Here is a 24,019-nt window from a genome sequence, read left to right as displayed (position 1 = left end):
CATGTTGCACCTGCGCGATTGCTATGTTAGCAAAGCCGCGATTTTAACGGTCCCGGCATGTCCTGTGCCGGTCGAAAATCGAAGTCCCGCTTGAATTCCAAGGGCTTGGATCGCTAGGCGCTGCTTTGGTGGCGACGGTTTTTCCCTTGCGAATTTGACAGCAAAAAAGAGCGAGCTCGTGGCTGCTGAAGATCCGTCCGTTTCGGGAGTGTCCGGTCGTTACGCAACGGCCCTGTTCGAGTTGGCGCGCGACGAGCAATCCGTCGATCAAGTCCGGGCCGACCTCGACAAATTCGAGGCCATGCTCAACGAGAGCGCCGATCTCAAGCGCCTCGTCCGCAGCCCGGTGTTTGCCGCGGACGCCCAGCTGAAGGCGCTGACCGCGGTGCTCGACAAGGCCGGCATCGCCGGCACGTCGGCAAAATTCCTCAAGGTGCTCACCGCCAATCGCCGGCTGTTTGCCGTGGCCGATGTGATCCGCGCCTATCGCGCGCTGGTGGCGAAGTTCAAGGGCGAGGCGACTGCCGAAGTCACCGTCGCCGAGCAGCTCAGTGACAAGAATCTCGACGGGCTGAAGGCCGCACTGAAATCAGTGACGGGCAAGGACGTCGCGCTCAACGTGAAGGTCGATCCCTCCATTATTGGTGGCCTGGTGGTCAAGCTCGGCAGCCGCATGGTGGATAGTTCGCTTCGCACCAAACTCAATTCGATCAAGAACGCGATGAAAGAGGCAGGCTGATGGACATCCGCGCCGCAGAAATTTCTGCGATCCTCAAGGACCAGATCAAGAATTTCGGCCAGGAAGCCGAAGTCACCGAAGTTGGCCAGGTGCTGTCGGTCGGTGACGGTATCGCCCGCGTCTACGGTCTCGACAATGTTCAGGCCGGTGAAATGGTCGAGTTCGAGAACGGCACGCGCGGCATGGCGCTCAACCTCGAAACCGACAACGTCGGTATCGTGATTTTCGGCGCCGACCGTGAGATCAAGGAAGGTCAGACCGTCAAGCGTACCCGCGCGATCGTGGACGCGCCCGTCGGCAAGGGCCTGCTCGGCCGCGTCGTCGACGCGCTCGGCAATCCGATCGACGGCAAGGGCCCGATCCAGGCCACCGAACGCAAGCGCGTCGACGTCAAGGCGCCCGGCATCATTCCGCGCAAGTCGGTGAACGAGCCGATGGCGACCGGCCTGAAGGCGATCGATGCGCTGATTCCGATCGGCCGTGGCCAGCGCGAGCTGATCATCGGCGACCGTCAGACCGGCAAGACCGCGATCGCGCTCGACACCATCCTGAACCAGAAGCCGCTCAACGCCCAGCCGGACGAGAGCCAGAAGCTGTACTGCGTCTACGTCGCGGTCGGCCAGAAACGCTCCACGGTTGCGCAGTTCGTCAAGGTGCTCGAAGAGCAGGGCGCGCTGGAATACTCGATCGTCGTGGCGGCCACCGCGTCCGATCCGGCGCCGATGCAGTACATCGCGCCGTTCACCGGCTGCACCATGGGCGAATACTTCCGCGACAACGGCATGCACGCCGTGATCATCTATGACGATCTGTCCAAGCAGGCCGTCGCCTACCGCCAGATGTCGCTGCTGCTGCGCCGCCCGCCGGGCCGCGAAGCCTATCCCGGCGACGTGTTCTATCTGCATTCCCGCCTGCTCGAGCGCGCCGCGAAGCTCGGCAAGGACCATGGTTTGGGTTCGCTGACGGCGCTGCCGGTCATCGAAACCCAGGCCAACGATGTGTCGGCCTACATTCCGACCAACGTGATTTCGATCACCGACGGTCAGATCTTCCTGGAAACCGATCTGTTCTTCCAGGGCATCCGTCCCGCGGTGAACGTCGGTCTGTCGGTGTCGCGCGTCGGTTCGTCGGCGCAGACCAAGGCGACCAAGAAGGTCGCCGGCAAGATCAAGGGCGAGCTCGCGCAGTACCGCGAAATGGCGGCGTTCGCGCAGTTCGGCTCCGACCTCGATGCCTCGACGCAGCGTTTGCTCAACCGTGGCTCGCGCCTGACCGAGCTCTTGAAGCAGCCGCAGTTTTCGCCGCTGAAGATGGAAGAGCAGGTCTGTGTGATCTGGGCCGGCACCAATGGCTATCTCGATGCGCTTCCGCTCAACAAGGTGAAGGCTTTCGAGGATGGCTTGTTGTCGCTGCTGCGCGGCAAGCACGTCGAGATCCTCAACGCGATTCGCGACAGCCGCGATCTGTCCGACGACAGTGCTGCCAAGCTGAAGGCGGCGGTCGACGGCTTCGCCAAGACGTTTGCTTAACGAGTGGGGCGTCGCCCGGCTCGCAGCCGGGCGTGACGAACGGAGGCTTGCGATCTGACCATTGTGGTCGGATCGCCGGGGTGAACGAAGAATGGCGTCACTAAAAGACATGCGGGTCCGCATCGCCTCGACCAAGGCGACGCAGAAGATCACCAAGGCCATGCAGATGGTCGCAGCCTCGAAGCTGCGCCGCGCGCAGAACGCTGCCGAAGCGGCGCGGCCCTATGCCACCAAGATGGACGCGGTGATTTCCAACATCGCCGCCGCAGCCAACGGCTCGCCCGGCGCGCCGGCGCTGCTCGCAGGCACCGGCAACGACCAGGTGCACCTGCTTCTGGTCTGCACCGGCGAGCGCGGCCTGTCCGGCGCTTTCAACTCCGCCATCGTGCGTCTGGCGCGCGAGCGGGCGAACGCGCTGCTCGCGCAAGGCAAGGAAGTCAAATTCTTCTGCGTCGGCCGCAAGGGCTACGAGCAGCTGCGGCGGACGTTCGAGAAGCGGATTGTCGAACACCTCGATCTGCGCTCGGTACGACAGATCGGCTTCGTCAACGCCGAGGACATCGCCAACAAGGTGCTGGCGCGGTTCGAGGCCGGCGAGTTCGATGTCTGCACGCTGTTCTATTCGCGCTTCCAGTCGGTGATCGCGCAGATCCCGACCGCGCAGCAGATCATCCCGCTCGAAGTGGTGGCGCCCGCGGCCGGCGTGGCTCCGGCGACCTCGTACGAATACGAGCCGGAAGAGGACCAGATTCTCGGCAGCCTGCTGCCGCGCAACCTCGCGGTACAGGTCTTCCGCGCGCTGCTGGAGAACAACGCCTCGTTCTACGGCGCGCAGATGAGCGCGATGGACAGCGCGACGCGCAACGCCGGCGAAATGATCCGCAAGCAAACCCTGATTTACAACCGAACCCGTCAGGCCCAGATCACGAAGGAGCTGATCGAGATCATCTCCGGCGCTGAGGCGGTCTAAGGCAGATTTTCGAAGGAGAACAGTTCATGGCTACAGCAGCCAATCAGATCGGTCGCGTTACCCAGGTCACGGGCGCCGTGGTCGACGTGCAGTTCGAAGGCCACCTTCCGGCGATTCTGAATGCGCTCGAGACCAAGAACGGCGGCAACCGCCTGGTGCTCGAAGTTGCGCAGCATCTCGGTGAATCGACCGTCCGCACCATCGCGATGGACATCACCGAAGGTCTGGTGCGCGGTCAGGAAGTGACCGACACCGGCGAGCCGATCCGGGTGCCGGTCGGCGAAGGCACGCTCGGCCGCATCATCAACGTCATCGGCGAGCCGATCGACGAAGCCGGTCCGATCAAGTCCGAAGGCATGCGCGCCATCCACCAGGAAGCGCCGTCCTACACCGACCAGTCGACCGAAGCGGAAATCCTCGTCACCGGCATCAAGGTCGTCGACCTTCTTGCTCCGTACGCGAAGGGCGGCAAGATCGGCCTGTTCGGCGGCGCCGGCGTCGGCAAGACCGTGCTGATTCAGGAGCTGATCAACAACGTCGCGAAGGCGCACGGCGGTTACTCCGTGTTCGCCGGCGTCGGCGAGCGGACCCGTGAAGGCAACGACCTCTATCACGAGTTCATCGAATCGAAGGTCAACGCCGATCCGCACAATCCGGATCCGAGCGTGAAGTCGAAGTGCGCGCTGGTGTTCGGCCAGATGAACGAACCGCCGGGCGCCCGCGCCCGCGTCGGCCTGACCGGTCTGACGGTCGCCGAGCACTTCCGCGACCAGGGCCAGGACGTGCTGTTCTTCGTCGACAACATCTTCCGCTTCACCCAGGCGGGTTCGGAAGTGTCGGCGCTGCTCGGCCGTATTCCTTCGGCGGTGGGTTACCAGCCGACGCTCGCGACCGACATGGGCGCGCTGCAGGAGCGCATCACCACCACCCAGAAGGGTTCGATCACCTCGGTGCAGGCGATTTACGTGCCGGCCGACGACTTGACCGACCCGGCGCCCGCCACCTCGTTCGCGCACTTGGACGCCACCACGGTGCTGTCGCGGGCGATCTCGGAAAAGGGCATCTATCCGGCGGTGGACCCGCTCGACTCGACCTCGCGCATGCTGTCGGCGCTGGTCGTCGGTGAAGAGCACTACAACACCGCGCGTCTCGTCCAGCAGATCCTCCAGCGCTACAAGTCGCTGCAGGACATCATCGCCATTCTCGGCATGGACGAACTGTCGGAAGAGGACAAGCTGACGGTTGCTCGCGCCCGCAAGGTCGAGCGCTTCCTGTCGCAGCCGTTCCACGTCGCCGAAATCTTCACCGGCTCGCCGGGCAAGTTCGTCGACCTCGCCGACACCATCAAGGGCTTCCGCGACCTCTGCCAGGGCAAGTACGACCATCTGCCGGAAGCGGCGTTCTACATGGTCGGCACCATCGAAGAAGCCGTCGAGAAGGGCAAGAAGCTCGCCGCCGAAGCGGCCTAAGCTTCGAGATGTCGTCATCGCCGGGCTTGATCCGGCGATCCATCGAACGAGAACTGTTTTGACTGATGGACCCGCGGGTCAAGCCCGCGGGTGACAGCGCAAAGAACGGAAAGACCATGGCCACCTTCCACTTCGATCTCGTCTCTCCCGAAAAGCTCGCCTTCTCCGGCGAGGTCGATCAGGTTGACGTCCCCGGCGTGGAGGGTGATTTCGGTGTGCTCGCCGGTCATGCTCCGGTGATCGCCACGATTCGTCCGGGTATCCTGACGATCACGACCGCCGGCAAGCGCGAGAAGGTGATCGTGCTCGGCGGCCTTGCGGAAGTGTCGGACAAGGGCCTCACCGTGCTCGCCGACGTCGCGACCGCGATTGCCGATCTCGACCGCGCCAAGTTCGCCGAGACGATCAACGAGATGCAGGAGAAGCTTTCCGAGAAGGAAGGTTCCGAGCTCGACCACGCGATCGAGCGGCTCGACCACTTCAAGAGCATCCAGCACGAGCTCAACGCGACGGCTATGCACTAAGGCGCGGTTGCTGATCAGCGATCGCGCCACCGCGTCGAGTGAGCCGGCTCTTTGTGAAATCGCTCACACTTTTCCAGTCGTCGTCTACCAAGACTTGAAGCATTCAACGCTCGCCGTACCCCGGCGGGCGTTGAATGCTTGTTGCGCCCCGAAGCGTCTGGCGGCATTCTGCCCGGCATATTTGGGTTCCGGGGCTGGTCCTCATGAAGCGCAAGATCGCGGCGATCTTTGCGGCCGATATTGCAGGCTATAGTCGATTGGTTGCCGAGGATGAGGAAGAGACGCTGCGGCGGCTCGCCTCCTATCGTCAGGTCACCGACGATTTCATTGCAAAATGCGGCGGCCGCATCTTCAACACCGCAGGCGATGCGGTGCTCGCGGAGTTTCCCAGCGCCGTCGAAGCCGTGCGCTGCGCGATCGACATCCAGGAAAGCCTGCGCACGCGCAACATGGCCTATCCGCCGAGCCGGCAGATGTCGTTCCGGATCGGCATCACCATCGGCGATGTGGTCGAGCGTGACGGCGATCTCCTTGGTGATGGCGTCAATATCGCGGCAAGGCTCGAGGGGCTGGCCGAGGTCGGCGGCATCTGCGTGTCACGCGCCGTGCACGAGCAGGTCGCCAACAAGCTGTCGGTGCAATTCGCCGACATCGGCGCGCAGGAAGTGAAGAACATCCCGACCCCCGTGCACGCCTACATGGTGGCGATGCGGCGCGAGGACGGCACCTACGCGATGCCGCAGGTCAAGAAGCCGATCAAGGCCGCAGCCGCGGGCGCACCGGCCTGGATGTGGCCCGCCGCCGTCACCTTGGTGCTGCTGGCTGCCATCGGTGTCGGTGGCTTCCTCTATTACACCAAGCTCGAGACATCGGCGACGAAGCCTGCCGTCGTGGCCAGCTCCACGCCGGCACCCGCGCCCCTGGTATCGGCTTCACCGGCACCATTGGTCGCACCGTCGCCATCAGCGATGACTGCACCGACTGCCAAGCCAGTGCCGCCGCCGCAGCTGGCTGTATCGGCTCCGCCGTCGATCGCGTCAGGCGACAAGCTCGCCACCGACATCATTCCGTTCGTCAGCGACCGCACACGCATCGCGCTCGCGACCGAGTATGTGCCCGCGGGCGATTCCAAGGCGCTCGCCATCAACATCAACGGTTTCGCCGGCTGGAGCGTGGCGCAGCCGAACCAGGACGCGGCGAAGACCTCGGCGCTGGAGCAGTGCCAGAAGCGCGCCGACAATGTGGGCTCGCCGCGCAAGTGCGAGCTGTATGCAGTCGGCAATGCCGTGGTCTATGCCCATGGCCAGCCGCCGGTGCCGCCCTTGCCGTGGGTCAAGCGTGATGCGCTGATCGAGAAACCGTACGCCACCAAGGACGTTCCGCTGCTGCGCGAGGCGGCCAGGGCCCGGCTCGACAGCCTGTTTGTGCCGGGGCACAAGACGCGAACCATCGCGCTCGGTCCGGGCGGTCACTACTTCTTCAATTCCGGCATCGATTCGCTCGAGGAATCGGCGCGGCGCAATTTGCAGGCCTGTGGCGCGGTCGCCGGCGTGCCCTGCACGGTCGTCGTGGTCGACGATGTCTTCGTGGTGCCGGTTCCGTCCACATTGCGTGTGACCGGCTTCTTCAAGGCCGCGGACAGTTCGGTCATCATGCCGGGTGAGCGGAGCGATGTCGTGCGGAAGCTTGCCGATGCGACCGCAGGCTGGAACGCGGTCGCGGTCGGGACGCAGGGACGGCCGGGACTTGGGTTGAAGGCGGAGAACGAGCAAAGTGCGGTCAACGCTGCGCTCGGCGACTGCGCCAAGCGCGACAGCGACTGCCATGTCATCGCGGTCGGTCCGTTCACGGTGGGCCCGAACTGAAGCACGATTTGAGAAATGTGAAGCAGCTAACAGCAGGGATCATGAACCGATGACAAGCTGCGGCGCGATGACGAATTGGCCCAGTCGCATCGTGATGCTACTTCTGACGTAACGGACAAATGCTGTGCTGACTTTCACGACCGATGCTCTCCGCCCGCAGGACCGTTTCGAGCACTGGTGCGACGTGCGCGGCAAAAACCTGTTCGGGGTCACCATCGAGCTCGAGCGCGACAGGCGGCCCGATTTCCGCGGGCGGTTTTCCGCGATGCAGGTCGGCGATGCTGTGCTGGCGGAAATGTCGGCGTCATCCTACCGCGTCAGCCGGACGTCATCCGACATCGGTCGTGTTCCGAGCAACAGCCTGCATCTCGGCTGGCAGGTGCGCGGCCCCGGCCATATGAATATCGGCCGCGACCGTATCCAGTGGGTCGGCAACGGAGATATGGTGTTTGGCCATTCCAATCTTCCGTTTGCGTCGACGCCCGATCGGACCGACGGCTTTCGCTTCTTCAGCCTCAAGATTCCCGTCACCGACGAGCTCGTGCTCGGTGCCCGGATCGAGGACGTGCCGCTGGTCGCGCTGGCGCGTGATGCGAGCCTGACCCGGCTGGTCGGTGCCATGTTCCGCTCCATGACGCGCGATCCGGCGCAAGCCGGGCAATTCGCCGGCGAGGTCACGCATATGGTGCGCCTGGCGCTGCTTGCGCGCGGACGGGTGCGGCCGCGCCAGGATGAGATCCGTGCCGCCTTGCATGCGGGATACCTCCATGCCGCGCGCGAAATCCTGCTGCGCGATCTGCATCGCGCCGCGCTCACACCGGTCGCGGTCGCCACCGAGCTCGGGATTTCACTGCGGCAATTGCATGCACTGTTCGAGCCGACCGGCCTGTCGTTCGCACGGACGCTGACGGCAACGAGGTTGAAGGAGGCGATGCGGCTTCTCTCATCGATGCAGGAACGCGGCATCGACGAGGTCGCGTTCTCGTGCGGCTTCGACAGCATCGCGACCTTCTATCGCGTGTTCCGCGCGACCTACGGCATGACGCCGGGCGATGCGCGGCGCCTTCCGCCGCAGGATCAGCTAGAGCATGATCCGGGAAAGTGTGAAACGGTTTTCCCTCGCGACAAACGCGCAACGCGTTTGCGCGGAGATCATGCTCGAACGAGAATCTAAAGCGCGATGACGATTCAACCTAATCTCAGCGCGTTTTAGCGAATTCCGCGAACCGGATCGCGACCGCGCGATAGACCTCGCGGCGGAACGGCACCACCAGGTCGGCGACGCGATCGAGACGCTCCCAGCGCCATTGATCGAACTCGGCGGGCTGGCCGTTGCGCGGCGTCAATGGATCGATCTGCTCGTCGCGTCCGGTGAAGCGCAGCGCGAACCATTTCTGCCGCTGACCGCGGAATTTGGCCAGCCGATGCGATGCCGGCCCGTCATAGGCCGGGAATTCGTAGGTCATCCAGTCGGTCTCGCCGAGATAGTCGGCGTTGACCGCACCGGTTTCTTCCCACAATTCGCGCATCACGGCCTGGCGCGGATCCTCGCCCGCGTCGATGCCGCCTTGCGGCATCTGCCATTCGAGGCCGGGCAGCACGATCTCCGGACCGTCGTCCTTGATCCGGTGGCCGATCAGCACGCGTCCGTCGCCGTTGAACAGCGCGATGCCCACATTGGGGCGGTAGGGCTTATCTGATGACATTCTCGGCCGGTGCGTCGCGCGTTGATCTGGCCGATCATCCGGCCAATTACTTGGCCGCCAGACCGGCGAATTCCTTCACGACGCGCTCATAGACCGGGCGCTTGAACGGCACAATCAGCTCAGGCAGATTCTTCATCGGCTCCCAGCGCCAGGTGACGAACTCGGCCTTGTGGCCGCCGCCGGGGTGGGCGACGTTGATCTCGTTCTCGTCGCCGGTGAAGCGCAGCGCGAACCATTTCTGCCGCTGGCCGCGATAGCGGCCCTTCCAGGCGCGGCCGGCGACGGTGCGCGGGATGTCATAGATCAGCCAGTCCGAGACCTCGCCGAGCTTCTCCACCGACTTGACGCTGGTCTCTTCATAGAGTTCGCGCCGCGCGGCCTGGAACGTATCCTCACCGGGATCGACGCCGCCTTGCGGCATCTGCCAGACATGGGCGTCGTCGACATGCTCGATGCCGCCGGCGCGGCGCCCGATGAAGACCAGTCCCGCGGTATTCAGCAGCATGATGCCGACGCAGGTTCGATAGGGCAGGTCCTCATAACGTGCCATGCTGCCGCTACCTCGCACAGTTTCCTGGCGCCACCCGACCCGGCCCCCCGGCAAGGTCTCAGGTTGCACCAACAGATTGATCTTCTAGCCCGATTTTGATTTCAGCATCGCCGTTGTCAATGGCACAACCATGATGCCCTTGGAGTCCAGTGTCTTGAGCCAGGCGCCGAGCCGCTCGATCGAGACCGGCAGCGCCGAGGCGACGCCCACGGCCGTGCCGCGTTCCTTGGCGATCGTTTCCAGCTTGACCAGCGCGCGGTCGATTTCCGCCGATGTCGGCACCACGTCGATGGCGAAATCGGCCTTGGCGAACGGCAGCGATTGGCCGGCCGAGAGGCTCTGCGCGACGCTGCGCGGGGTGGAACCGTCGTCGAAAAAGCTCAGGCCGCGCTTGGCCGCTTCGCGCACGATGGGCTGCATCACGGGATCGGTCGCGACGAACCGGGCTCCCATGAAATTGGCGATCCCGGCATAGCCCTGCAGGCGGCTGAGGTGCCAATAGAGACGATCGAGGTTCTGCTCGGCACTCAATGTGGTCAGCAGGGTCTGCGGGCCCGGATCGTTGTCGGGATAGTCGAACGGCTCCATCGGGATCTGCAGCAGGATCTCGTGGCGCTGCGCCCTCGCGCGTTCCGCCAGCTTGCCGGGATCGGCGCCGTACGGCGTGAAGGCCAGCGTCACGGCCGGCGGCAGCTTCATGATGGCGTCAGCGGTCTTGGCGGCGCCGACCCCGAGGCCTGAGACCACGATGGCGACCACCGGCATCCGGGCCGCCTTGGCGCGGTCGGCTTCGGCCGCATAGACCGTGAACGGCTTCAGGCCGTCGGCGACAACAGGGATCATGCCGTAGCGCGACTTTTCCAGCAGGCGCTGGTCGATCCCCGTCATCGCGAGCGGCGGCGGGTCGCCATCCATGGTCTTTTCGGCCGGATCGCCGGCGCCGATCACGACGTCTTGGCGCTTGCCGCTGGAGCCGTCGATGATGGTGACGGTCTTGGCATCGTTCTTGGCGTCATTCTTGGCATCGCCCACTGCGGCCGGACCCTTGGCGGCGGATTTGACCGCCGGCTCGGCCGGGGCGTGCTTGTCGCCGGCGGCTGCGGGCGCAGGATTGCGAAGTGTGATTCGGGCAATCGGCTCGCCGCCGAGCGGATTGTCGTTGAACAGCGCGACGCCGGCGAAGCCGACCAATACGAGGCCCAGCAGCACGGCGAGCGCCTGCATCGCCGTGAACGGCAGGCGGATGCGGCGCGTCCTGCCCACGGTCTTTTGCCCAAGCGGCGTGCTCAGTTCATCGGCCGCTTCTGCCATGACCCTCCCCGAATCAACACCGCGAACGATAGCACGATGCGGTGCATTCCCGCGCGCCGGCCGCCCCGTCAAAGCACGGCCGGCGGTGGACGGCGAAAACAGAAAGGGCGGCCCGAGGGCCGCCCTGTTCGCCGAATCAATTGGATGGGATCAGTTCGCCGACTTGTTGGCCGGCTTGTCGGCGGCGGCCTTGTCGCCGGTCGCCTTGTCACCGGACGGAGCGGCCGGTGCCGGCGTCGCGTTCGAGGTCGACTTGATGCCGTGCAAGAGGTCGTCGGCCATCTTCAGCGCCTTATCGTCCTTGGCGTCCGGCGGGACGTAGGACTGCGAGCCGGTCTTCTCGTCGCCGTCGTTCTTCAGATGGCCGCGCAGCGAGGCCTCGCCCTTGGTGTCGGTGCGCGCCTTCAGCTCTTCCGGCACGTCCTGCAGCACCTCGATGTCGGGCACGATGCCCTTCGCCTGGATCGACTTGCCCGACGGCGTGTAGTAGCGCGCGGTGGTCAGGCGCAGCGCGCCGTTGCCCGAGCCGAGCGGGATGATGGTCTGCACCGAGCCCTTGCCGAACGAGCGGGTGCCGACCAGCGTCGCACGCTTGTGGTCCTGCAGCGCGCCGGCGACGATTTCGGAAGCCGATGCCGAGCCGCCGTTGATCAGCACGATGACCGGCTTGCCCTTGGTCAGGTCGCCAGGATGGGCGGCGCGGCGCTGGGTTTCCTCGGCATTGCGTCCGCGGGTCGAGACGATCTCGCCACGCTCCAGGAAGGAGTCGGACACCGTGACCGCTTCTTCGAGCAGGCCGCCGGGGTTGTTGCGGAGATCGATGATGTAGCCCTTCAGCTTGTCGCCGATCTGGCCCTGCAGGTTGGCGACCTCCTTCTTCAGGCCTTCGGTGGTCTGCTCGTTGAAGGTGGTGATGCGGATATAGGCGATGTCGTCGGCCTCCACGCGCGCACGCACCGAGCGGACGCGGATGTTGTCGCGCACCAGCGTGACGTCGATCGGATTGTCCTGGCCCTTGCGGATGATCTTGAGCTTGATCTTGGTGTTGACCGGACCGCGCATCTTCTCGACGGCCTGGTTCAAGGTCAGGCCCTGCACGGCTTCGTCGTCGAGCGTGGTGATGATGTCGTTGGCCATGATGCCGGCCTTCGAGGCCGGGGTGTCGTCGATCGGCGAGACTACCTTGATCAAACCGTCTTCCATCGTGACCTCGATGCCGAGGCCGCCGAACTCGCCGCGAGTCTGCACCTGCATGTCGCGGAAGCTCTTGGCGTCCATGTAGCTCGAGTGCGGGTCGAGGCCGGACAGCATGCCCGAGATCGCGGACTCGACGAGCTTGCTGTCATCCGGCTTCTCGACATAGTCGCTGCGCACCCGTTCGAACACGTCGCCGAACAGATTGAGCTGGCGGTAGGTGTCCGACGTCGCGGCGCGCGCGCTCGATCCCATCAGCACAGCGCGGGGCTGCGTGACGAAAAGCGTCAGGGCCGCGCCGGTGGCGGCGCTAAGGAGAATTACCGAAGTCTTGCGCATCATCCGCGGACCTTTTCGCCTTCATTTGCGGTCCACCATGGACCTGGATCGATTGGAGTGCCGTCTTTCCGGAACTCGACATAGAGCACTGGCTGGCTCGCATTGGTCGCGAGAATGGATGCAACCTGGGACGTCGACCCCATGGTCGCAACCGGCTCCCCCGTTAGCACAAACTGGCCGATGTTTACCGAAATACGCTCCATCCCGGCGATCAGGACATGATACCCGCCCCCGGCATTGAGGATCAAGAGTTGTCCATAGCTGCGGAATGGACCAGCGTAAACAACCCAGCCGTCACACGGGGTTGTGACCTGCGCGCCCGGTTTGGCGGCCAAAGAAATGCCCTTTTGTACGCCCCCCGCGCCGTCGGAACCGCCAAATTCGCGAATCTTGGTGCCATTCACGGGATAGGAGAACAGGCCTTTGGCCGAGGCGAAGGCGATTGCCGGGCTCATGCGGGCCGGGTCCTTGAGAGCCCCCAGATTGGGCTTGCCGTTAACGGTCGCGGGGGCGCCCTGGAGGCTGGCGGTGGCGGCAGCCTTGGCCGCGCTCTTGAGGTCCTGCTCCATCTTGGCGATCAGGCCCTGCAGATCGGCGGCCTGCTTCGACAGCGCGATGGCGCGGGCGCCTTCGGCCTCCATGTCCTTTTCGGCCGCGCTCTGCTGCCGCTGCCGCTCGTCGACCAGCGCCGCGAGGCGGGTCTGGTCTTCCTTCAGCTTGTCGCGGTCGGCCGCCAGCGCATCGCGCTCGGTCGAGATGGTCTTGCGCAGCGCCACCAGTTCGCCGAGATCGGCCGCAAGCTTCTCGGCGCGGACGCGCAATTCCGGCACCACCGCGCCGAGCAGCATCGCGGTGCGCAGCGATTGCAGCGCGTCCTCGGGCCGCACCAGCAGCGCCGGTGGCGTGCGCCGTCCGGCGCGCTGCAGCGCGGCCAGCACCTCGATCACCTCGGAGCGCCGTGAATCGAGCGAGCCGCGGATGTCGCGCTCGCGGCCGTCGAGCGACTGCAGGCGTGCCTCGGCGTCGGCGATCCGCGTCTCGACGCTGCGCACCTGGCCGGCAATGTCGATCAGCTGCTGGTTGAGCTTGCTGCGGTCCTGGCCGATCGCGGCGATATCGGCCTTCAGCTTCTCCTGCAACTCGGTCGCCTTGCGCTGCTGCTCGCGCGCGGCCTCGAGCTCCTGCTCGCGCTGCTTGATGGCGTCGGGCGACGTCTCCGCTGTCGCGGCTTGCTGTGCCGGCGCTGCGGACTGCTGTGCGGGTGGTGTCGCCTGCGCCTGCGCCGCGGTCAGCGGACATGCGGCGAGCATGGCGATCGACAGAGGCAGGGATGCCGGCAGCCAGCGCCGGCGCGCGGTGCCGAGATGCGAATCCGAAGCTGTGTCCCGCTTGTGCTGCATTCGCGTGCGTTCAGCGCTCTCGACTGTCCCTCACCGCGCCTCAGGCGCGATGATAGGGGTGGCCGGCCAAAATGGTCGCGGCCCGATAAATCTGTTCCAGAAGCATGACGCGGACCATTTGATGCGGCCAGGTCGCGGAGCCGAATGCAATACGCAACGAAGCCTTGCGCTGCAATTCAGGCGAAAGTCCGTCGGCGCCGCCGATCACGAAGACGGTATGCGCTGCCCCTTCGTCGCGCCAGCGGCCGAGCTGATGCGCAAAGCTCGCGCTGTCGATGCTCTTGCCGCGTTCGTCGAGCGCGACCAGCATGTGCTTTTCCGGCAGCAGCGCCGCGATCGCCGCGGCCTCTTCAGTGATGCGCGCTCCCGTGTCGCGCGCGCGGCTCTCCGCAATCTCATGGATCTCAAGGCCGCGAAAGCCGAGCTTGCGGCCGATATCTTCGAAGCGCTCGCGGTAGCGCTCGGCGAGCTCCCGTTCAGGGCCCTGTTTCAGGCGGCCGATGCAGATCACGACAAGGCGCATATACGCGTTTTCCGGCAAAGTGGAATCCGGTTTGCCGTAGAAAACGCGTCAAGTCTATAACTCGCGCGCCTCCAGGCGCGCACCCAGACTAGCTGCGCTGCAGCCGATTCGCATCGGCTTCGATACGCCTTAGACCGCCGCGACCGCCGGGTTCTGAGTCCACAACCGCTCGAGGTTGTAGAACTCACGCACCTCAGGCCTGAACACGTGCACGATCACCTCGCCGGAATCGATCAGCACCCAGTCGCAATTGGGCATGCCCTCGACGTGGATGTTCTTGACTCCGTTTTCCTTGAGGCTCTTCGTCACATTTTCCGCGATCGCGCCAACGTGCCGGTTAACCCGGCCGGTGGTGACGATCATGTAGTCGGAATATGCGGATTTGCCGCGAAGGTCGATGGTGACCGTCTCTTCCGCTTTCATGTCGTCGAGGCGGGAGAGGATCAGGCTCAGCGTCTTGTTGGCATCCGGTTTGTCGGCGTCCGGTTGCGCCTGCAAGGCCGCGGTTTTCGTCGATGTTTTACGCGCAGTCTTTGGAACCTTGGGTAAAACAGACTTTGACAATACAGATGTGGCCAGGGACCATTCCTTTCACTGTATCGCGGGTGCCGAATCCTCGACCCCACGCACCATTCTACGCATGTGGGGTTAATGGTTTCAATATTCCAGTAACCCTTTTGCACCTCACGCCGTTCTCCAGCTCCCGTCCGGGTTCCGCAGTCCGGTCGAAGACAGATTGGATTTCATTCCTGTCAGGAACACCCAGGCCGGCGCCCGCTGGTCGGCCAGCCGTGTCGCCTGATTTTCGGGCAGCCGATAGCGCATGAGCGCCTGCGCCGCCGGTGCGGCAAGGGCGCGGAAACTCTGGGGCGGACGGTCGATCACGGCAATCGGCACATCGGACGCGATGCGCCGCCAATCTTTCCAGCGATGAAATTGCGCGAGATTGTCAGCGCCCATGATCCAGACGAAGTGCACGCCGGAAACACGGCGGCGCAAGTGGATGATCGTGTCCACAGTGTACCGGACACCGATGACAGCTTCGAGACAAGAGATGTCGATGCGCGGATCGTCGGCCACCCGGCGCGCGGCCGCGGCACGCTCGTTGAGCGCATGCAGGCCGTCATGGTTCTTCAGCGGATTGCCCGGCGTCAGCAGCCACCACACGCGGTCGAGCTGCAGGCGCTTGAGCGCGAACTGGCTGATGGCGCGATGCGCGGCGTGCGGCGGATTGAACGAGCCGCCGAGCAGCCCGATGCGCATGCCGTTGGTGTAGAACGGAAGCGCCTGGGCTGCGGATGACGGCACGGTGGAAGCTTGTTGCAATGGTCTACCGTGCGCGTGCGACAATAATCACGGCCGTGTCTGCCCGGTGCCGTGGACGCGGTACTTGAAGCTCGTCAGCTGCTCGGCGCCGACCGGGCCGCGGGCGTGGAATTTGCCGGTGGCAATTCCGATCTCGGCGCCGAAGCCGAACTCGCCGCCATCGGCGAACTGGGTCGAGGCGTTGTGCAGCACGATCGCCGAGTCGACCTCGTTGAGGAATTTCTGCGCGGCAGCGGCGTCCTCCGTCACGATCGCATCGGTGTGATGCGAGCCGTGATTTTGAATATGCGCGATCGCATCATCGAGGCTGTTGACGATCTTCGCCGAGATGATCGCGTCCTCATATTCGGTGTTCCAGTCCTCGTCGGACGCGGGCTTCACCCTGGCATCGGCGCCCTGCACGATGTCGTCGCCGCGCACCTCGCAGCCGGCCTCGATCAACAGCTCGACCAGCGGTTTCAGTTTCGTCGCGGCAGCGTTGCGGTCGATCAGCAGGGTTTCGACGGCGCCGCAGACGCCGGGACGGCGCATCTTGGCGTTCAGCACCACCGCCTTGGCCATATCGAGTCTGGCGCTGGCATCGACATAGATGTGGTTGACGCCCTCCAGATGCGCGAACACCGGAACGCGGGCTTCCGCCTCGACGCGTGCGACCAGGCTCTTGCCGCCGCGCGGCACGATCACGTCGATGCCGCCGTTCAATCCCGTCAGCATCAGGCCGACCGCCGTGCGGTCGCGGGTGGGCACCAGGGTGATCGCGGCCTCGGGCAGACCGGCCTCACGCAGGCCCTGCACCAGGCAATCATGGATCGCGCGGCAGGAGCGGAAGCTGTCGGAGCCGCCGCGCAGGATCACGGCGTTGCCGGATTTCAGGCAAAGCACGCCGGCATCGGCGGCGACGTTGGGGCGGCTTTCGAAGATCACGCCGATCACGCCGAGCGGCACGCGGACGCGCTCGATGGTCATGCCGTTCGGCCGCTGCCAGCTCTCGGTGACGGCGCCGACCGGATCAACAATTTCGCGCACCGTAGCTACGCCATCGGCCATGCCGTCGACGCGCGCCGGCGTCAGCGTCAGGCGGTCGACGAAGGCTGCGGTCATGCCGCCCGCGCGCGCCTCGGCGACGTCCTCGGCATTGGCGGCGAGAATGGCCGGCGCGTTGGCGCGGATCGCGCGCTCGATCGCGGCGAGCGCCCGGTTCTTCTGCTCCGGCGGCGCCAGCGCCAGCACCCGCGCGGCGGCGCGCGCCTTGGCGGCGAGGTCGGTCATCAGGGCGACGAGATCGGCGTTGCCGTCGATCGCCTTCAGGGGGGCGCTCATGGAAGTCCCGGCTTTCGATTAAGGCCATGTTCTAGCATGGCAATTGAGGGGTGGCGAGGCGCGGAACCGGCATGGCAGGTGGGCGGCGGGCCGCCCCGCTCGGCCAATGGCCTATTTGGCCGGGATCGCCCCGGCCGGGCCGATCACGAGGTCGTCGCGGTGGATCATCTCGGAGCGGCCGCTGATGCCCAGAATGACCATCACGTCCGGCGAGGAGCGGCCCTTGATCTTCTCGGCGTTCTCGGCGTCGTAGGCGACGAGGCCCCGGCCGATCTCATGGGTGTCGGGACCGCGCACCACCACGGCGTCGCCGCGGGCGAACTGGCCGTCGACCCGGATCACGCCGGCCGGCAGCAGGCTCTTGCCGGCGCGCAGCGCCGCCACCGCACCGGCATCGATGGTCAGCGTGCCCTTCGGCTCCAGCGAGCCCGCGATCCAGCGCTTGCGCGCGGTGACGGGATTGGCCGGGGTCAGGAACCAGGTGCAGCGGCCACCGTCGGCGATCGCCTGCAACGGATGCTCGATCTTGCCGGAGGCGATCAGCATGTGGGTGCCGGCGGTGGTCGCGATCTTCGCGGCCTCGATCTTGGTGGTCATGCCGCCGCGCGACAGTTCGGAGCCGGCCGAGCCCGCCATCCCTTCGATCTCCGAGGTGATACTCTCGACCACCGGGATCAGCTTCGCATCGGGATCGACCGCGGGCGGCGCAGTGTAGAGGCCGTCGATATCGGACAGCAGGATCAGCAGATCCGCGCTCGCCATGGTGGCGACGCGGGCGGCGAGGCGATCATTGTCGCCGTAGCGGATCTCGGTGGTCGCGACCGTGTCGTTCTCATTGATCACGGGCACTGCGCCCCATTCCAGCAGCTTGGCGATGGTCGAGCGCGCATTGAGATAGCGGCGGCGCTCCTCGGTGTCCTGCAACGTCACCAGGATCTGCCCGGCGCCGATGCCGTGATGGCCGAGCACTTCCGACCAGGTTCGCGCCAGCGCGATCTGGCCGACCGCGGCGGCAGCCTGGCTCTCCTCGAGCTTCAGCGGGCCGCGCGGCAGCTTCAGGCGGCTGCGGCCGAGCGCGATCGAGCCCGACGACACCACCATGACCTCGCAGCCGCGCTTGTGGAGCTTTGCGATGTCGTCGACCAGCGCGGCGAGCCAGGACGCGCGGACCTCGCCGGCCTGCGAATCGACCAATAGCGACGAGCCGACCTTGACGACGATGCGGCGAAAGTTCTTGAGCGCGGGGCGTTTCATGGGTTCGGTCTGGCAGGAAGGTGGAAGCAAGAGGCGCCACGATGTGGCTTAGGAAGTGCTTGTGAGGCGCAGGCGTTGTTCGGACTTGCCGTTCAACCCTGCGGCAGCGGCGTCGCCCACGGCTCCGACTGAGCCTTGGCCTTGTTCGACACCGGCGCCTCGCCGATCACCTCGACCAGCGCGCGCAGCGCGTCCTGCACGCCTGCGCCGGTTACGCCCGAGATCAGCAGCGGCGTCTTCTTCGCCGCCCGCTTGAGGCGGTCCTTCTGCTTCTTCAACTCGTCCGGCTCCACCGCGTCGATCTTGTTGAGCGCGACGATCTCGATCTTGTCGGCGAGATGGCCCTCATAGGCTTCGAGCTCGGTGCGCACCGTCTTGTAGGCCTTGCCGGCATGTTCGCAGGTCGCATCGACCAGATGCAGCAGCACCCGGCAGCGCTCGACATGGCCGAGGAAGCGGTCGCCGAGGCCGGCACCTTCATGCGCGCCTTCGATCAGCCCGGGAATGTCGGCGAGCACGAATTCGCGGCCGCCGTAATTCACGACGCCGAGCTGCGGATGCAGCGTGGTGAAGGGATAGTCGGCGATCTTCGGTCGCGCCGCACTGACCACCGACAGGAAGGTCGATTTGCCGGCGTTGGGCAGGCCGACCAGGCCGGCATCGGCGATCAGCTTCAGCCGCAGCCAGATCCAGCGCTCCTCACCTGGCGCGCCGGGATTGGCGTTGCGCGGCGTGCGGTTGGTGGAGGACTTGAAATGCGCGTTGCCAAAGCCGCCATTGCCGCCTTCAGCCAGCACGAATTTCTCGCCGAGTTCGGTGAAATCGTGCAGCAGCGTCTCGCGGTCCTCGTCGAACACCTGGGTGCCGACCGGCACTTTCAGCACGATCGATTTGCCGTTGGCGCCATGGCGATCCTTGCCCATGCCGTTGGTGCCTTTCGGCGCCTTGAAGTGCTGCTGGTAGCGGTAGTCGATCAGCGTGTTCAGGCCGTCGACGGCTTCGATGATGACGTCGCCACCGCGGCCGCCATTGCCGCCGGAGGGGCCGCCGAACTCGATGAACTTCTCGCGCCGGAACGCGACGCAGCCGTTGCCGCCGTCGCCGGAGCGAATATAGACCTTGGCTTCATCGAGGAATTTCATGATCCGTTACTATAGCGTTTTCGAGCGAAGTGGTCGCCGGTTCGCGTGAAGAAAACGCGTCAAAATGAGAATCGAGAGCGCACCGGTTCTGTCATCAGGACCGGTGTGCTCTAGTTAAGGCAGGCCGGTCCCTGCGGCAACCCGCAAGCGCGCCGACTTCGGCGAAAAGCCTTAATTTTCGGGCCTTTTTGCGGCCCGGAGCGTTAGGCAGGCCGCCGCCGCACCAGGAATTTCTGCATCCCCTCCAGCACCAGCTCGCGGCGCTGGTTGTGCACGGTCGAGCGCAGTGTCACGACACCCGTGGTCCGGCCCGGGGCGAGCTCGATCACCTCCAGCGCAGGGTAGATGGTATCGCCGGCATAGACCGGCTTCAGGAACTTGCTCGACTGTTCCAGGAAGCCGACCAGCGACTCCTCCACGACATAGGGAAACAGCCCGGCGCCGGGCGCAGTGTGCACCAGGGTCTGGAAGCCGTGCGCGAGCAGGTCCGGCATGCCGCGCGTGCGGCAATATTCGACGTCGTAATGGATCGGATGGGTATCGCCGCTGGCGGTCTGGAACGCCGCGAACACCGCCGAGGTCTGGGTCCGGCTCGGAATCACGAAGCGCTCGCCGAGCACGAAATCCTCGAACCACCGCTGCGCGGGGACCATGCGATGCTGGGTGGGGTCGAATTCGCTCATGCGGCGTTTCCTGCTCTTTTTGTTGCCGGGATCACCTACCGGTATCGCAGCGATGCGGGTGCGGCAATCCGTTCAATTCGTCCCCGTTCAATTCGTCATGGCCGGGCTTGTCCCGGGCAGCCACGGCTCTTAAACCGGACGACCCGGGAAGCCCGCCATGAGCCTGTTCGCAAAACTGTCCTCCTACGACGATCGATCGGCGCGGCTCGCCGGCATTGGCCTGATGCTGCTGTCGATCTTCATGTTCTCGTTCGGCGACGCGATGGGCAAATTCCTCGTCGCAACCTATTCGGTCGGGCAATTGCTGTGGCTGCGCGCCTGCGCGGCGCTGCTGGTGCTGCTGCCGATCGTGTGGAAGCGGCGCGCGGATTTCCTGCATCTGGAGCGGCCGTGGCTGCAATTGCTGCGCGTCACGCTGTCGACGCTGGAGGTCGCGGCGTTCTTCCTCGCGACCGTCTATCTGCCGCTCGCCGACGTCATCACCTACTATCTGGCCGGACCGATCTTCGTCACCGCGATGTCGGGCCTCGTGCTCGGCGAGCATATCGGCTGGCGGCGCTGGACCGCGATCCTGGTTGGCTTTTGCGGCGTGCTGATCGCGCTCAGGCCATCGGCGCAGACCATCAGCTGGCCGGCGATGATCGCGCTTGGCGGCAGCCTGTCGTTTGCGGTGCTGATGCTGATCACGCGCTCGCTGCGCGCGACGCCCGATATCGTGCTGGCGACGTCGCAATTCGTCGGCACCTTCATGCTGGGCCTCGTGCTCTCGCCGATCGGCTGGGTGACGCCATCGGCCGGCAGCCTCGTGCTGTTCTTCACCGCCGGCATTATCTCGGTCGCGGCGCTGCTGTGCGTGAACCGCTCGCTGAAACTCGCGCCGGCCAGCGTGGTGGTGCCGTACCAGTATTCGATGATCGTCTGGGCGGTGATCTTCGGCTTCGTGGTGTTCGGCGACGTGCCGTCCTGGGCCACCATCATCGGCGCCGCAATCATCATCGCGGCCGGCCTCTACATCTTCGTGCGCGAGCAGCAGCTCGGGCGGGCGGAGACGTCGGTCAATCCGCCGGCGTAACCATCGTTGTCGTCCCGGCGAAGGCCGGGACCCATTACCCCAGCTGGTAGTTGTTCTAGCGCGGCGTCGGCCAGATTGCCTTATTGAGAAGCCGCGGCGTATGGGTCCCGGCTTTCGCCGGGACGACACCGTTATACTAGTCTAGCTCTCCCGCCGCTTCGAGCTATTCCAGCTCTTCAGCGAAGCCCAGACGCCGCGCGACAGCCGGAAGGCATCGACCGGGCTCGATGAGCCCAGCGCCTCGAAGCGGTGCAGCTCGACGCCGCTCCACTGGAAGCCGCACTTTTCGAGGATGTTGCGCGACGACGGATTGACGACGCGGGCGCCCGCGATCAGCTGGTCGAGATCGAATTCCTCGAAGAAATAATCGATCACCGCGCGCGCGGCCTCGGTGCCAAAGCCCTGGCCCCAATGGTCGACGCCGAGCCAGTAGCCGAGTTCGGCCGCGGTCTCCTCGCGCCAGTCGATGCCGTCAGGCTTGCGCCAGTCAATGCCGACCATGCCGATCGGCGTGTGATTGTTCTCGATCAGGAAAACGGTTTCGCGTCCGCCGGCGCCGAGCGCGCGCACGAAGTCGATGGCGTCGTCCTGGGTATAGGGATGCGGCAGGCGGCGGGTGTTCTCCGCGATGCGGCGGTCATTGGCGAGGCGTGCGATGGCTTTTACGTCCGCGAGCGTCGGCTTGCGCAAGGTCAGCCGTTCGGTCTCGAGGACGCATGCTCTTGCCTCGCGCAAGGTCGGCGTCGGGATGTCCTGCAACATGTCGAGCTCCTGTGATGCGACAATCGGTACGCAACGCTTGGAACGTCACGCGCGGTCGAACCGGATCGCGCGCAACGAAAAGGGGAGGCCGGTCATCCCGCCTCCCCTTAGAGCCCTTTGCGACTCCGCCGGTTCAACAGGACCCGGCGGACTCATGTGTGTCCACCGTCTACTCGGCCGCTTCTGCCATCGGAATAACCGAGATGAATGTGCGGCCATTGGCTTTGGCACGGAACTCGACATGACCCTCGACCTTGGCGAAGAGAGTATGATCGGTGCCCATGCCGACATTAAGGCCAGGATGCCAGGTGGTGCCGCGCTGACGCGCGATGATGTTTCCGGGGATCACGCGCTCGCCACCGAACGCCTTGATGCCAAGGCGCTTGCCCTTGGAATCACGTCCGTTGCGCGATGAACCGCCTGCTTTTTTATGAGCCATAGCTCGTCTCCGACTTCGCTTTGATCTCTAGATCAATTCCTTGACGGAATCATTTCACGTTTTGTCACGCTTCAAATCTGAAAGCGCGACGATCACTTCTTCTCGCTCTTGGCCGCGGCCTTCTTGGCCGGAGCCTTCTTCGCGGCCGGCGCCTTTGCGGGCGCCTTCTTCTTGGCCGCCTTCGGCGCTGCGTCCTCGCCATCCTCGGCGGGCGCTGCGACGACCTTTTCCTTCTTCGGCCGCGGGCCGATGGTCGGCTTGGCGTTATCGGCGAGGATCTCGGTGATGCGAAGCACCGTCAGCTCGTCGCGATAGCCGCGCTTGCGGCGTGAATTCTTGCGGCGACGCTTCTTGAACGCGATCACCTTGGCGCCGCGCTTGTGCTGCAGCACTTCGGCCGCAACGGTGGCGCCTGCCACGGTGGGCGTTCCCAGCACCGGCGTGTCACCGCCGAGCACCAGAACTTCGCCTAGCTGCACGATCGTGCCGACATCGCCGGCGATCTTGCCAATCTCGAGTACATCATTCGGAACGACACGGTACTGCCGGCCGCCGGTTTTGATGACTGCGAACATCGTTTGATTCCTTCGTGTTCGGTTCCGGCCTCGGACGGATCGCCCGGGTCGGCTTTTTGTTCAGTCGCTATGGGTTATGTGTTTCGCGCGAAGGGAATGAATTCCCAAACAGGATCGCACAAAAACGATCGGCGCGAGAAATCGCCGCGCCGGATGGGCGGACTTATAGCCGCTGCCGACGCGGAGTCAAGGTAAAGCAGGGCAAAAACCGGCCAAAAATGAAGGGTTTGGCACGATTTTGGCCTGGATTGCCCCTCAGGCCGCGGTCTTGGCCGCGGCCCGCCCGTGCCGGCGGATGGTCTGGGGCGGCTGGCCCAGCACCCGCAGGAACGCCCGCCGCATCCGTTCCCGATCGGCAAAGCCGGTCTCGCCGGCAATTTCGTCCATCGAATGGCGGCCATCGCCGATCAATTCGCGGGCCGCCTCGACCCGGAGCTGCTCGATCGCCTTGGCGGGCGACTGGCCGGTCTCGGCGCGGAAGGCGCGGCTGAACTGGCGCGGGCTGAGCCGCGCCACCTCGGCCAATTCCTCGACCGAGAGCTCGTTGCGCAGATGCGCCTTGGCGTAGTGGAGGGCGTTCTGGATGCGGTCGGATTTCGGGTCGAGCTCGAGCAGTGCCGAGAACTGCGACTGTCCGCCGGTGCGGCGATGATAGACGACGAGCTTGCGCGCCACCGAACGGGCGACCTCGATGCCCAAATCATGCTCGATCATCGCCAGCGCCAGATCGATCGTCGCGGTCATGCCGGCCGACGTCCAGATCGGCCCGTCGACGATGTAGATGCGGTCCTGCTCGACCTTGAGGCCGGGAAATCGGGCCTGCAATTCCGGGGCGAATTGCCAGTGCGTGGAGACACGCCGGCCGTCGAGCAGGCCGGCTTCAGCCAGTGAGAAGGCGCCGATACAGGGCGCGGCGATGCGCTGCGATGTCGTCATGGCGCGCCGCATGTAGTCGATCAGCTTTGGGGATGCCGGATGAAGCTCGTGGCCGGCGCCGATGAACAGCGTGTCGAAGCTGCGCTCGCCGAAGGCTTCGGTTTCGACATTGAAGCCGGCGGAGGACCGCACCGGGCCGCCGTTCTCCGACAGCAGCGTGACCTCATAGAAGGGCGCGCCCGCGATCAAATTGGCGACCTCGAAGGCGGTGATGGCGCTGAAGCCCATCACCTGGAACTCCGGGAAGACGACGAAGCCGATCTCCTGCATGGAACTCTCCGGCGGCAATCTGTGTCCTAAAAAGGTGTATATATGACATTTGAGACATGCAAGGGCGCCTGTAGAACCTGGGCAACGGCCAAGTCCGGCCGTTCAGGTCAAACAGGAGACC

The 24,019-nt window shown here is 64.9% G+C and carries 24 protein-coding genes; 8 read left to right on the top strand and 16 right to left on the bottom strand.

Annotated elements, in window-relative coordinates:
* Positions 1–178: 178 nt before the first annotated feature.
* The 7 genes from CO675_RS32835 (at position 179) to CO675_RS32805 (ending at position 8,270) form a co-directional block, all read left to right on the top strand.
* Positions 179–739, top strand: a complete 561-nt coding sequence (locus CO675_RS32835; protein WP_050400899.1) for a F0F1 ATP synthase subunit delta — start codon at positions 179–181, stop codon at positions 737–739.
* Positions 739–2,268: a F0F1 ATP synthase subunit alpha gene (atpA, locus tag CO675_RS32830; protein ID WP_050400871.1), complete on the top strand. Its 1,530-nt coding sequence runs from the start codon at positions 739–741 to the stop codon at positions 2,266–2,268. Before CO675_RS32835 ends, atpA begins: the two co-directional genes overlap by 1 nt.
* Before the next feature lie 91 nt (positions 2,269–2,359).
* Positions 2,360–3,238, top strand: coding sequence for a F0F1 ATP synthase subunit gamma (locus tag CO675_RS32825; RefSeq protein WP_097675907.1), 879 nt, complete (start codon positions 2,360–2,362; stop codon positions 3,236–3,238).
* A 26-nt stretch (positions 3,239–3,264) separates the two neighbouring features.
* On the top strand, positions 3,265–4,707 hold the full coding sequence (atpD, locus tag CO675_RS32820) for a F0F1 ATP synthase subunit beta (protein WP_097675906.1): 1,443 nt from the start codon (positions 3,265–3,267) through the stop codon (positions 4,705–4,707).
* A 116-nt stretch (positions 4,708–4,823) separates the two neighbouring features.
* Positions 4,824–5,231 (top strand): F0F1 ATP synthase subunit epsilon, encoded by a 408-nt coding sequence (locus tag CO675_RS32815; protein ID WP_097675964.1) that lies wholly within the window; start codon positions 4,824–4,826, stop codon positions 5,229–5,231.
* 203 nt (positions 5,232–5,434) lie between these two features.
* Complete coding sequence (locus CO675_RS32810) at positions 5,435–7,096, top strand: adenylate/guanylate cyclase domain-containing protein (RefSeq protein WP_097675905.1); 1,662 nt, start codon at positions 5,435–5,437, stop codon at positions 7,094–7,096.
* Between the two features lie 124 nt (positions 7,097–7,220).
* A complete protein-coding gene (locus CO675_RS32805) occupies positions 7,221–8,270 on the top strand; it encodes an AraC family transcriptional regulator (RefSeq protein WP_097675904.1) in 1,050 nt (349 codons plus the stop codon).
* 25 nt (positions 8,271–8,295) lie between these two features.
* On the opposite strand, the gene CO675_RS32800 is transcribed toward CO675_RS32805, so the two are convergent.
* The 12 genes from CO675_RS32800 to CO675_RS32745 all read right to left on the bottom strand — a co-directional run bounded on the left by CO675_RS32800 (position 8,296) and on the right by CO675_RS32745 (position 19,844).
* Positions 8,296–8,802: an RNA pyrophosphohydrolase gene (locus tag CO675_RS32800; RefSeq protein ID WP_097675903.1), complete on the bottom strand. Its 507-nt coding sequence runs from the start codon at positions 8,800–8,802 to the stop codon at positions 8,296–8,298.
* 46 nt (positions 8,803–8,848) lie between these two features.
* Entirely contained in the window at positions 8,849–9,352 is a 504-nt protein-coding gene (locus CO675_RS32795; protein WP_097675902.1) for an RNA pyrophosphohydrolase, read from the bottom strand.
* 84 nt (positions 9,353–9,436) lie between these two features.
* Positions 9,437–10,663 (bottom strand): divergent polysaccharide deacetylase family protein, encoded by a 1,227-nt coding sequence (locus tag CO675_RS32790; RefSeq protein ID WP_097675901.1) that lies wholly within the window; start codon positions 10,661–10,663, stop codon positions 9,437–9,439.
* A gap of 150 nt (positions 10,664–10,813) precedes the next feature.
* The gene (locus tag CO675_RS32785) at positions 10,814–12,199 is read right to left on the bottom strand and encodes a S41 family peptidase (protein ID WP_097675900.1); all 1,386 of its coding nucleotides are present in this window, start codon (positions 12,197–12,199) and stop codon (positions 10,814–10,816) included.
* Positions 12,196–13,596, bottom strand: a complete 1,401-nt coding sequence (locus tag CO675_RS32780; protein ID WP_097675899.1) for a murein hydrolase activator EnvC family protein — start codon at positions 13,594–13,596, stop codon at positions 12,196–12,198. Before CO675_RS32780 ends, CO675_RS32785 begins: the two co-directional genes overlap by 4 nt.
* A gap of 40 nt (positions 13,597–13,636) precedes the next feature.
* Positions 13,637–14,119 carry a 23S rRNA (pseudouridine(1915)-N(3))-methyltransferase RlmH gene (rlmH, locus tag CO675_RS32775; protein WP_097675898.1) on the bottom strand — a complete coding sequence of 161 codons (483 nt, stop codon included), beginning with the start codon at positions 14,117–14,119 and terminating at the stop codon, positions 13,637–13,639.
* Positions 14,120–14,248: 129 nt separating this feature from the next.
* On the bottom strand, positions 14,249–14,617 hold the full coding sequence (gene rsfS / locus CO675_RS32770) for a ribosome silencing factor (protein WP_092121653.1): 369 nt from the start codon (positions 14,615–14,617) through the stop codon (positions 14,249–14,251).
* A gap of 186 nt (positions 14,618–14,803) precedes the next feature.
* Positions 14,804–15,427: a nicotinate-nucleotide adenylyltransferase gene (locus tag CO675_RS32765; RefSeq protein WP_097675897.1), complete on the bottom strand. Its 624-nt coding sequence runs from the start codon at positions 15,425–15,427 to the stop codon at positions 14,804–14,806.
* 45 nt (positions 15,428–15,472) lie between these two features.
* Positions 15,473–16,765 (bottom strand): glutamate-5-semialdehyde dehydrogenase, encoded by a 1,293-nt coding sequence (locus CO675_RS32760; protein ID WP_097675896.1) that lies wholly within the window; start codon positions 16,763–16,765, stop codon positions 15,473–15,475.
* 111 nt (positions 16,766–16,876) lie between these two features.
* Entirely contained in the window at positions 16,877–18,019 is a 1,143-nt protein-coding gene (gene proB / locus CO675_RS32755) for a glutamate 5-kinase (RefSeq protein ID WP_097675895.1), read from the bottom strand.
* A gap of 92 nt (positions 18,020–18,111) precedes the next feature.
* Entirely contained in the window at positions 18,112–19,161 is a 1,050-nt protein-coding gene (gene obgE, locus CO675_RS32750) for a GTPase ObgE (RefSeq protein WP_097675894.1), read from the bottom strand.
* Positions 19,162–19,364: 203 nt separating this feature from the next.
* The gene (locus tag CO675_RS32745) at positions 19,365–19,844 is read right to left on the bottom strand and encodes a MaoC family dehydratase (protein ID WP_097675893.1); all 480 of its coding nucleotides are present in this window, start codon (positions 19,842–19,844) and stop codon (positions 19,365–19,367) included.
* A gap of 157 nt (positions 19,845–20,001) precedes the next feature.
* Here CO675_RS32745 and CO675_RS32740 point away from each other — a divergent pair, with 157 nt between their 5' ends.
* Positions 20,002–20,916, top strand: a complete 915-nt coding sequence (locus tag CO675_RS32740; RefSeq protein WP_097675892.1) for a DMT family transporter — start codon at positions 20,002–20,004, stop codon at positions 20,914–20,916.
* 141 nt (positions 20,917–21,057) lie between these two features.
* Here CO675_RS32740 and CO675_RS32735 read toward each other — a convergent pair whose 3' ends face one another.
* From CO675_RS32735 to CO675_RS32720, 4 genes are all read right to left on the bottom strand, one after another.
* A complete protein-coding gene (locus CO675_RS32735) occupies positions 21,058–21,678 on the bottom strand; it encodes a GNAT family N-acetyltransferase (RefSeq protein WP_097675891.1) in 621 nt (206 codons plus the stop codon).
* 169 nt (positions 21,679–21,847) lie between these two features.
* On the bottom strand, positions 21,848–22,117 hold the full coding sequence (gene rpmA, locus CO675_RS32730) for a 50S ribosomal protein L27 (RefSeq protein WP_024583287.1): 270 nt from the start codon (positions 22,115–22,117) through the stop codon (positions 21,848–21,850).
* Between the two features lie 92 nt (positions 22,118–22,209).
* Positions 22,210–22,692, bottom strand: a complete 483-nt coding sequence (gene rplU / locus CO675_RS32725) for a 50S ribosomal protein L21 (protein WP_097675890.1) — start codon at positions 22,690–22,692, stop codon at positions 22,210–22,212.
* Positions 22,693–22,947: 255 nt separating this feature from the next.
* Positions 22,948–23,898 carry a GlxA family transcriptional regulator gene (locus CO675_RS32720; RefSeq protein WP_097675889.1) on the bottom strand — a complete coding sequence of 317 codons (951 nt, stop codon included), beginning with the start codon at positions 23,896–23,898 and terminating at the stop codon, positions 22,948–22,950.
* Between the last annotated feature and the right edge of the window lie 121 nt (positions 23,899–24,019).

This window comes from Bradyrhizobium sp. C9 (assembly GCF_002532045.1).
Lineage (GTDB): Bacteria > Pseudomonadota > Alphaproteobacteria > Rhizobiales > Xanthobacteraceae > Bradyrhizobium.
This window is presented reverse-complemented; position numbering and strand designations above follow the sequence as displayed.

Excerpts from the sequence above, each read along its gene's own strand:
- atpA (WP_050400871.1), top strand. The coding sequence starts at position 739 with ATGGACATCCGCGCCGCAGAAATTTCTGCGATCCTCAAGGACCAGATC.
- CO675_RS32825 (WP_097675907.1), top strand. The coding sequence starts at position 2,360 with ATGGCGTCACTAAAAGACATGCGGGTCCGCATCGCCTCGACCAAGGCG.
- atpD (WP_097675906.1), top strand. The coding sequence starts at position 3,265 with ATGGCTACAGCAGCCAATCAGATCGGTCGCGTTACCCAGGTCACGGGC.
- CO675_RS32815 (WP_097675964.1), top strand. The coding sequence starts at position 4,824 with ATGGCCACCTTCCACTTCGATCTCGTCTCTCCCGAAAAGCTCGCCTTC.
- CO675_RS32810 (WP_097675905.1), top strand. The coding sequence starts at position 5,435 with ATGAAGCGCAAGATCGCGGCGATCTTTGCGGCCGATATTGCAGGCTAT.
- CO675_RS32800 (WP_097675903.1), bottom strand. The coding sequence starts at position 8,802 with ATGTCATCAGATAAGCCCTACCGCCCCAATGTGGGCATCGCGCTGTTC.
- CO675_RS32795 (WP_097675902.1), bottom strand. The coding sequence starts at position 9,352 with ATGGCACGTTATGAGGACCTGCCCTATCGAACCTGCGTCGGCATCATG.
- CO675_RS32790 (WP_097675901.1), bottom strand. The coding sequence starts at position 10,663 with ATGGCAGAAGCGGCCGATGAACTGAGCACGCCGCTTGGGCAAAAGACC.
- CO675_RS32785 (WP_097675900.1), bottom strand. The coding sequence starts at position 12,199 with ATGATGCGCAAGACTTCGGTAATTCTCCTTAGCGCCGCCACCGGCGCG.
- CO675_RS32780 (WP_097675899.1), bottom strand. The coding sequence starts at position 13,596 with ATGCAGCACAAGCGGGACACAGCTTCGGATTCGCATCTCGGCACCGCG.
- rlmH (WP_097675898.1), bottom strand. The coding sequence starts at position 14,119 with ATGCGCCTTGTCGTGATCTGCATCGGCCGCCTGAAACAGGGCCCTGAA.
- CO675_RS32760 (WP_097675896.1), bottom strand. The coding sequence starts at position 16,765 with ATGAGCGCCCCCCTGAAGGCGATCGACGGCAACGCCGATCTCGTCGCC.
- proB (WP_097675895.1), bottom strand. The coding sequence starts at position 18,019 with ATGAAACGCCCCGCGCTCAAGAACTTTCGCCGCATCGTCGTCAAGGTC.
- obgE (WP_097675894.1), bottom strand. The coding sequence starts at position 19,161 with ATGAAATTCCTCGATGAAGCCAAGGTCTATATTCGCTCCGGCGACGGC.
- CO675_RS32745 (WP_097675893.1), bottom strand. The coding sequence starts at position 19,844 with ATGAGCGAATTCGACCCCACCCAGCATCGCATGGTCCCCGCGCAGCGG.
- CO675_RS32740 (WP_097675892.1), top strand. The coding sequence starts at position 20,002 with ATGAGCCTGTTCGCAAAACTGTCCTCCTACGACGATCGATCGGCGCGG.
- CO675_RS32735 (WP_097675891.1), bottom strand. The coding sequence starts at position 21,678 with ATGTTGCAGGACATCCCGACGCCGACCTTGCGCGAGGCAAGAGCATGC.
- rpmA (WP_024583287.1), bottom strand. The coding sequence starts at position 22,117 with ATGGCTCATAAAAAAGCAGGCGGTTCATCGCGCAACGGACGTGATTCC.
- rplU (WP_097675890.1), bottom strand. The coding sequence starts at position 22,692 with ATGTTCGCAGTCATCAAAACCGGCGGCCGGCAGTACCGTGTCGTTCCG.
- CO675_RS32720 (WP_097675889.1), bottom strand. The coding sequence starts at position 23,898 with ATGCAGGAGATCGGCTTCGTCGTCTTCCCGGAGTTCCAGGTGATGGGC.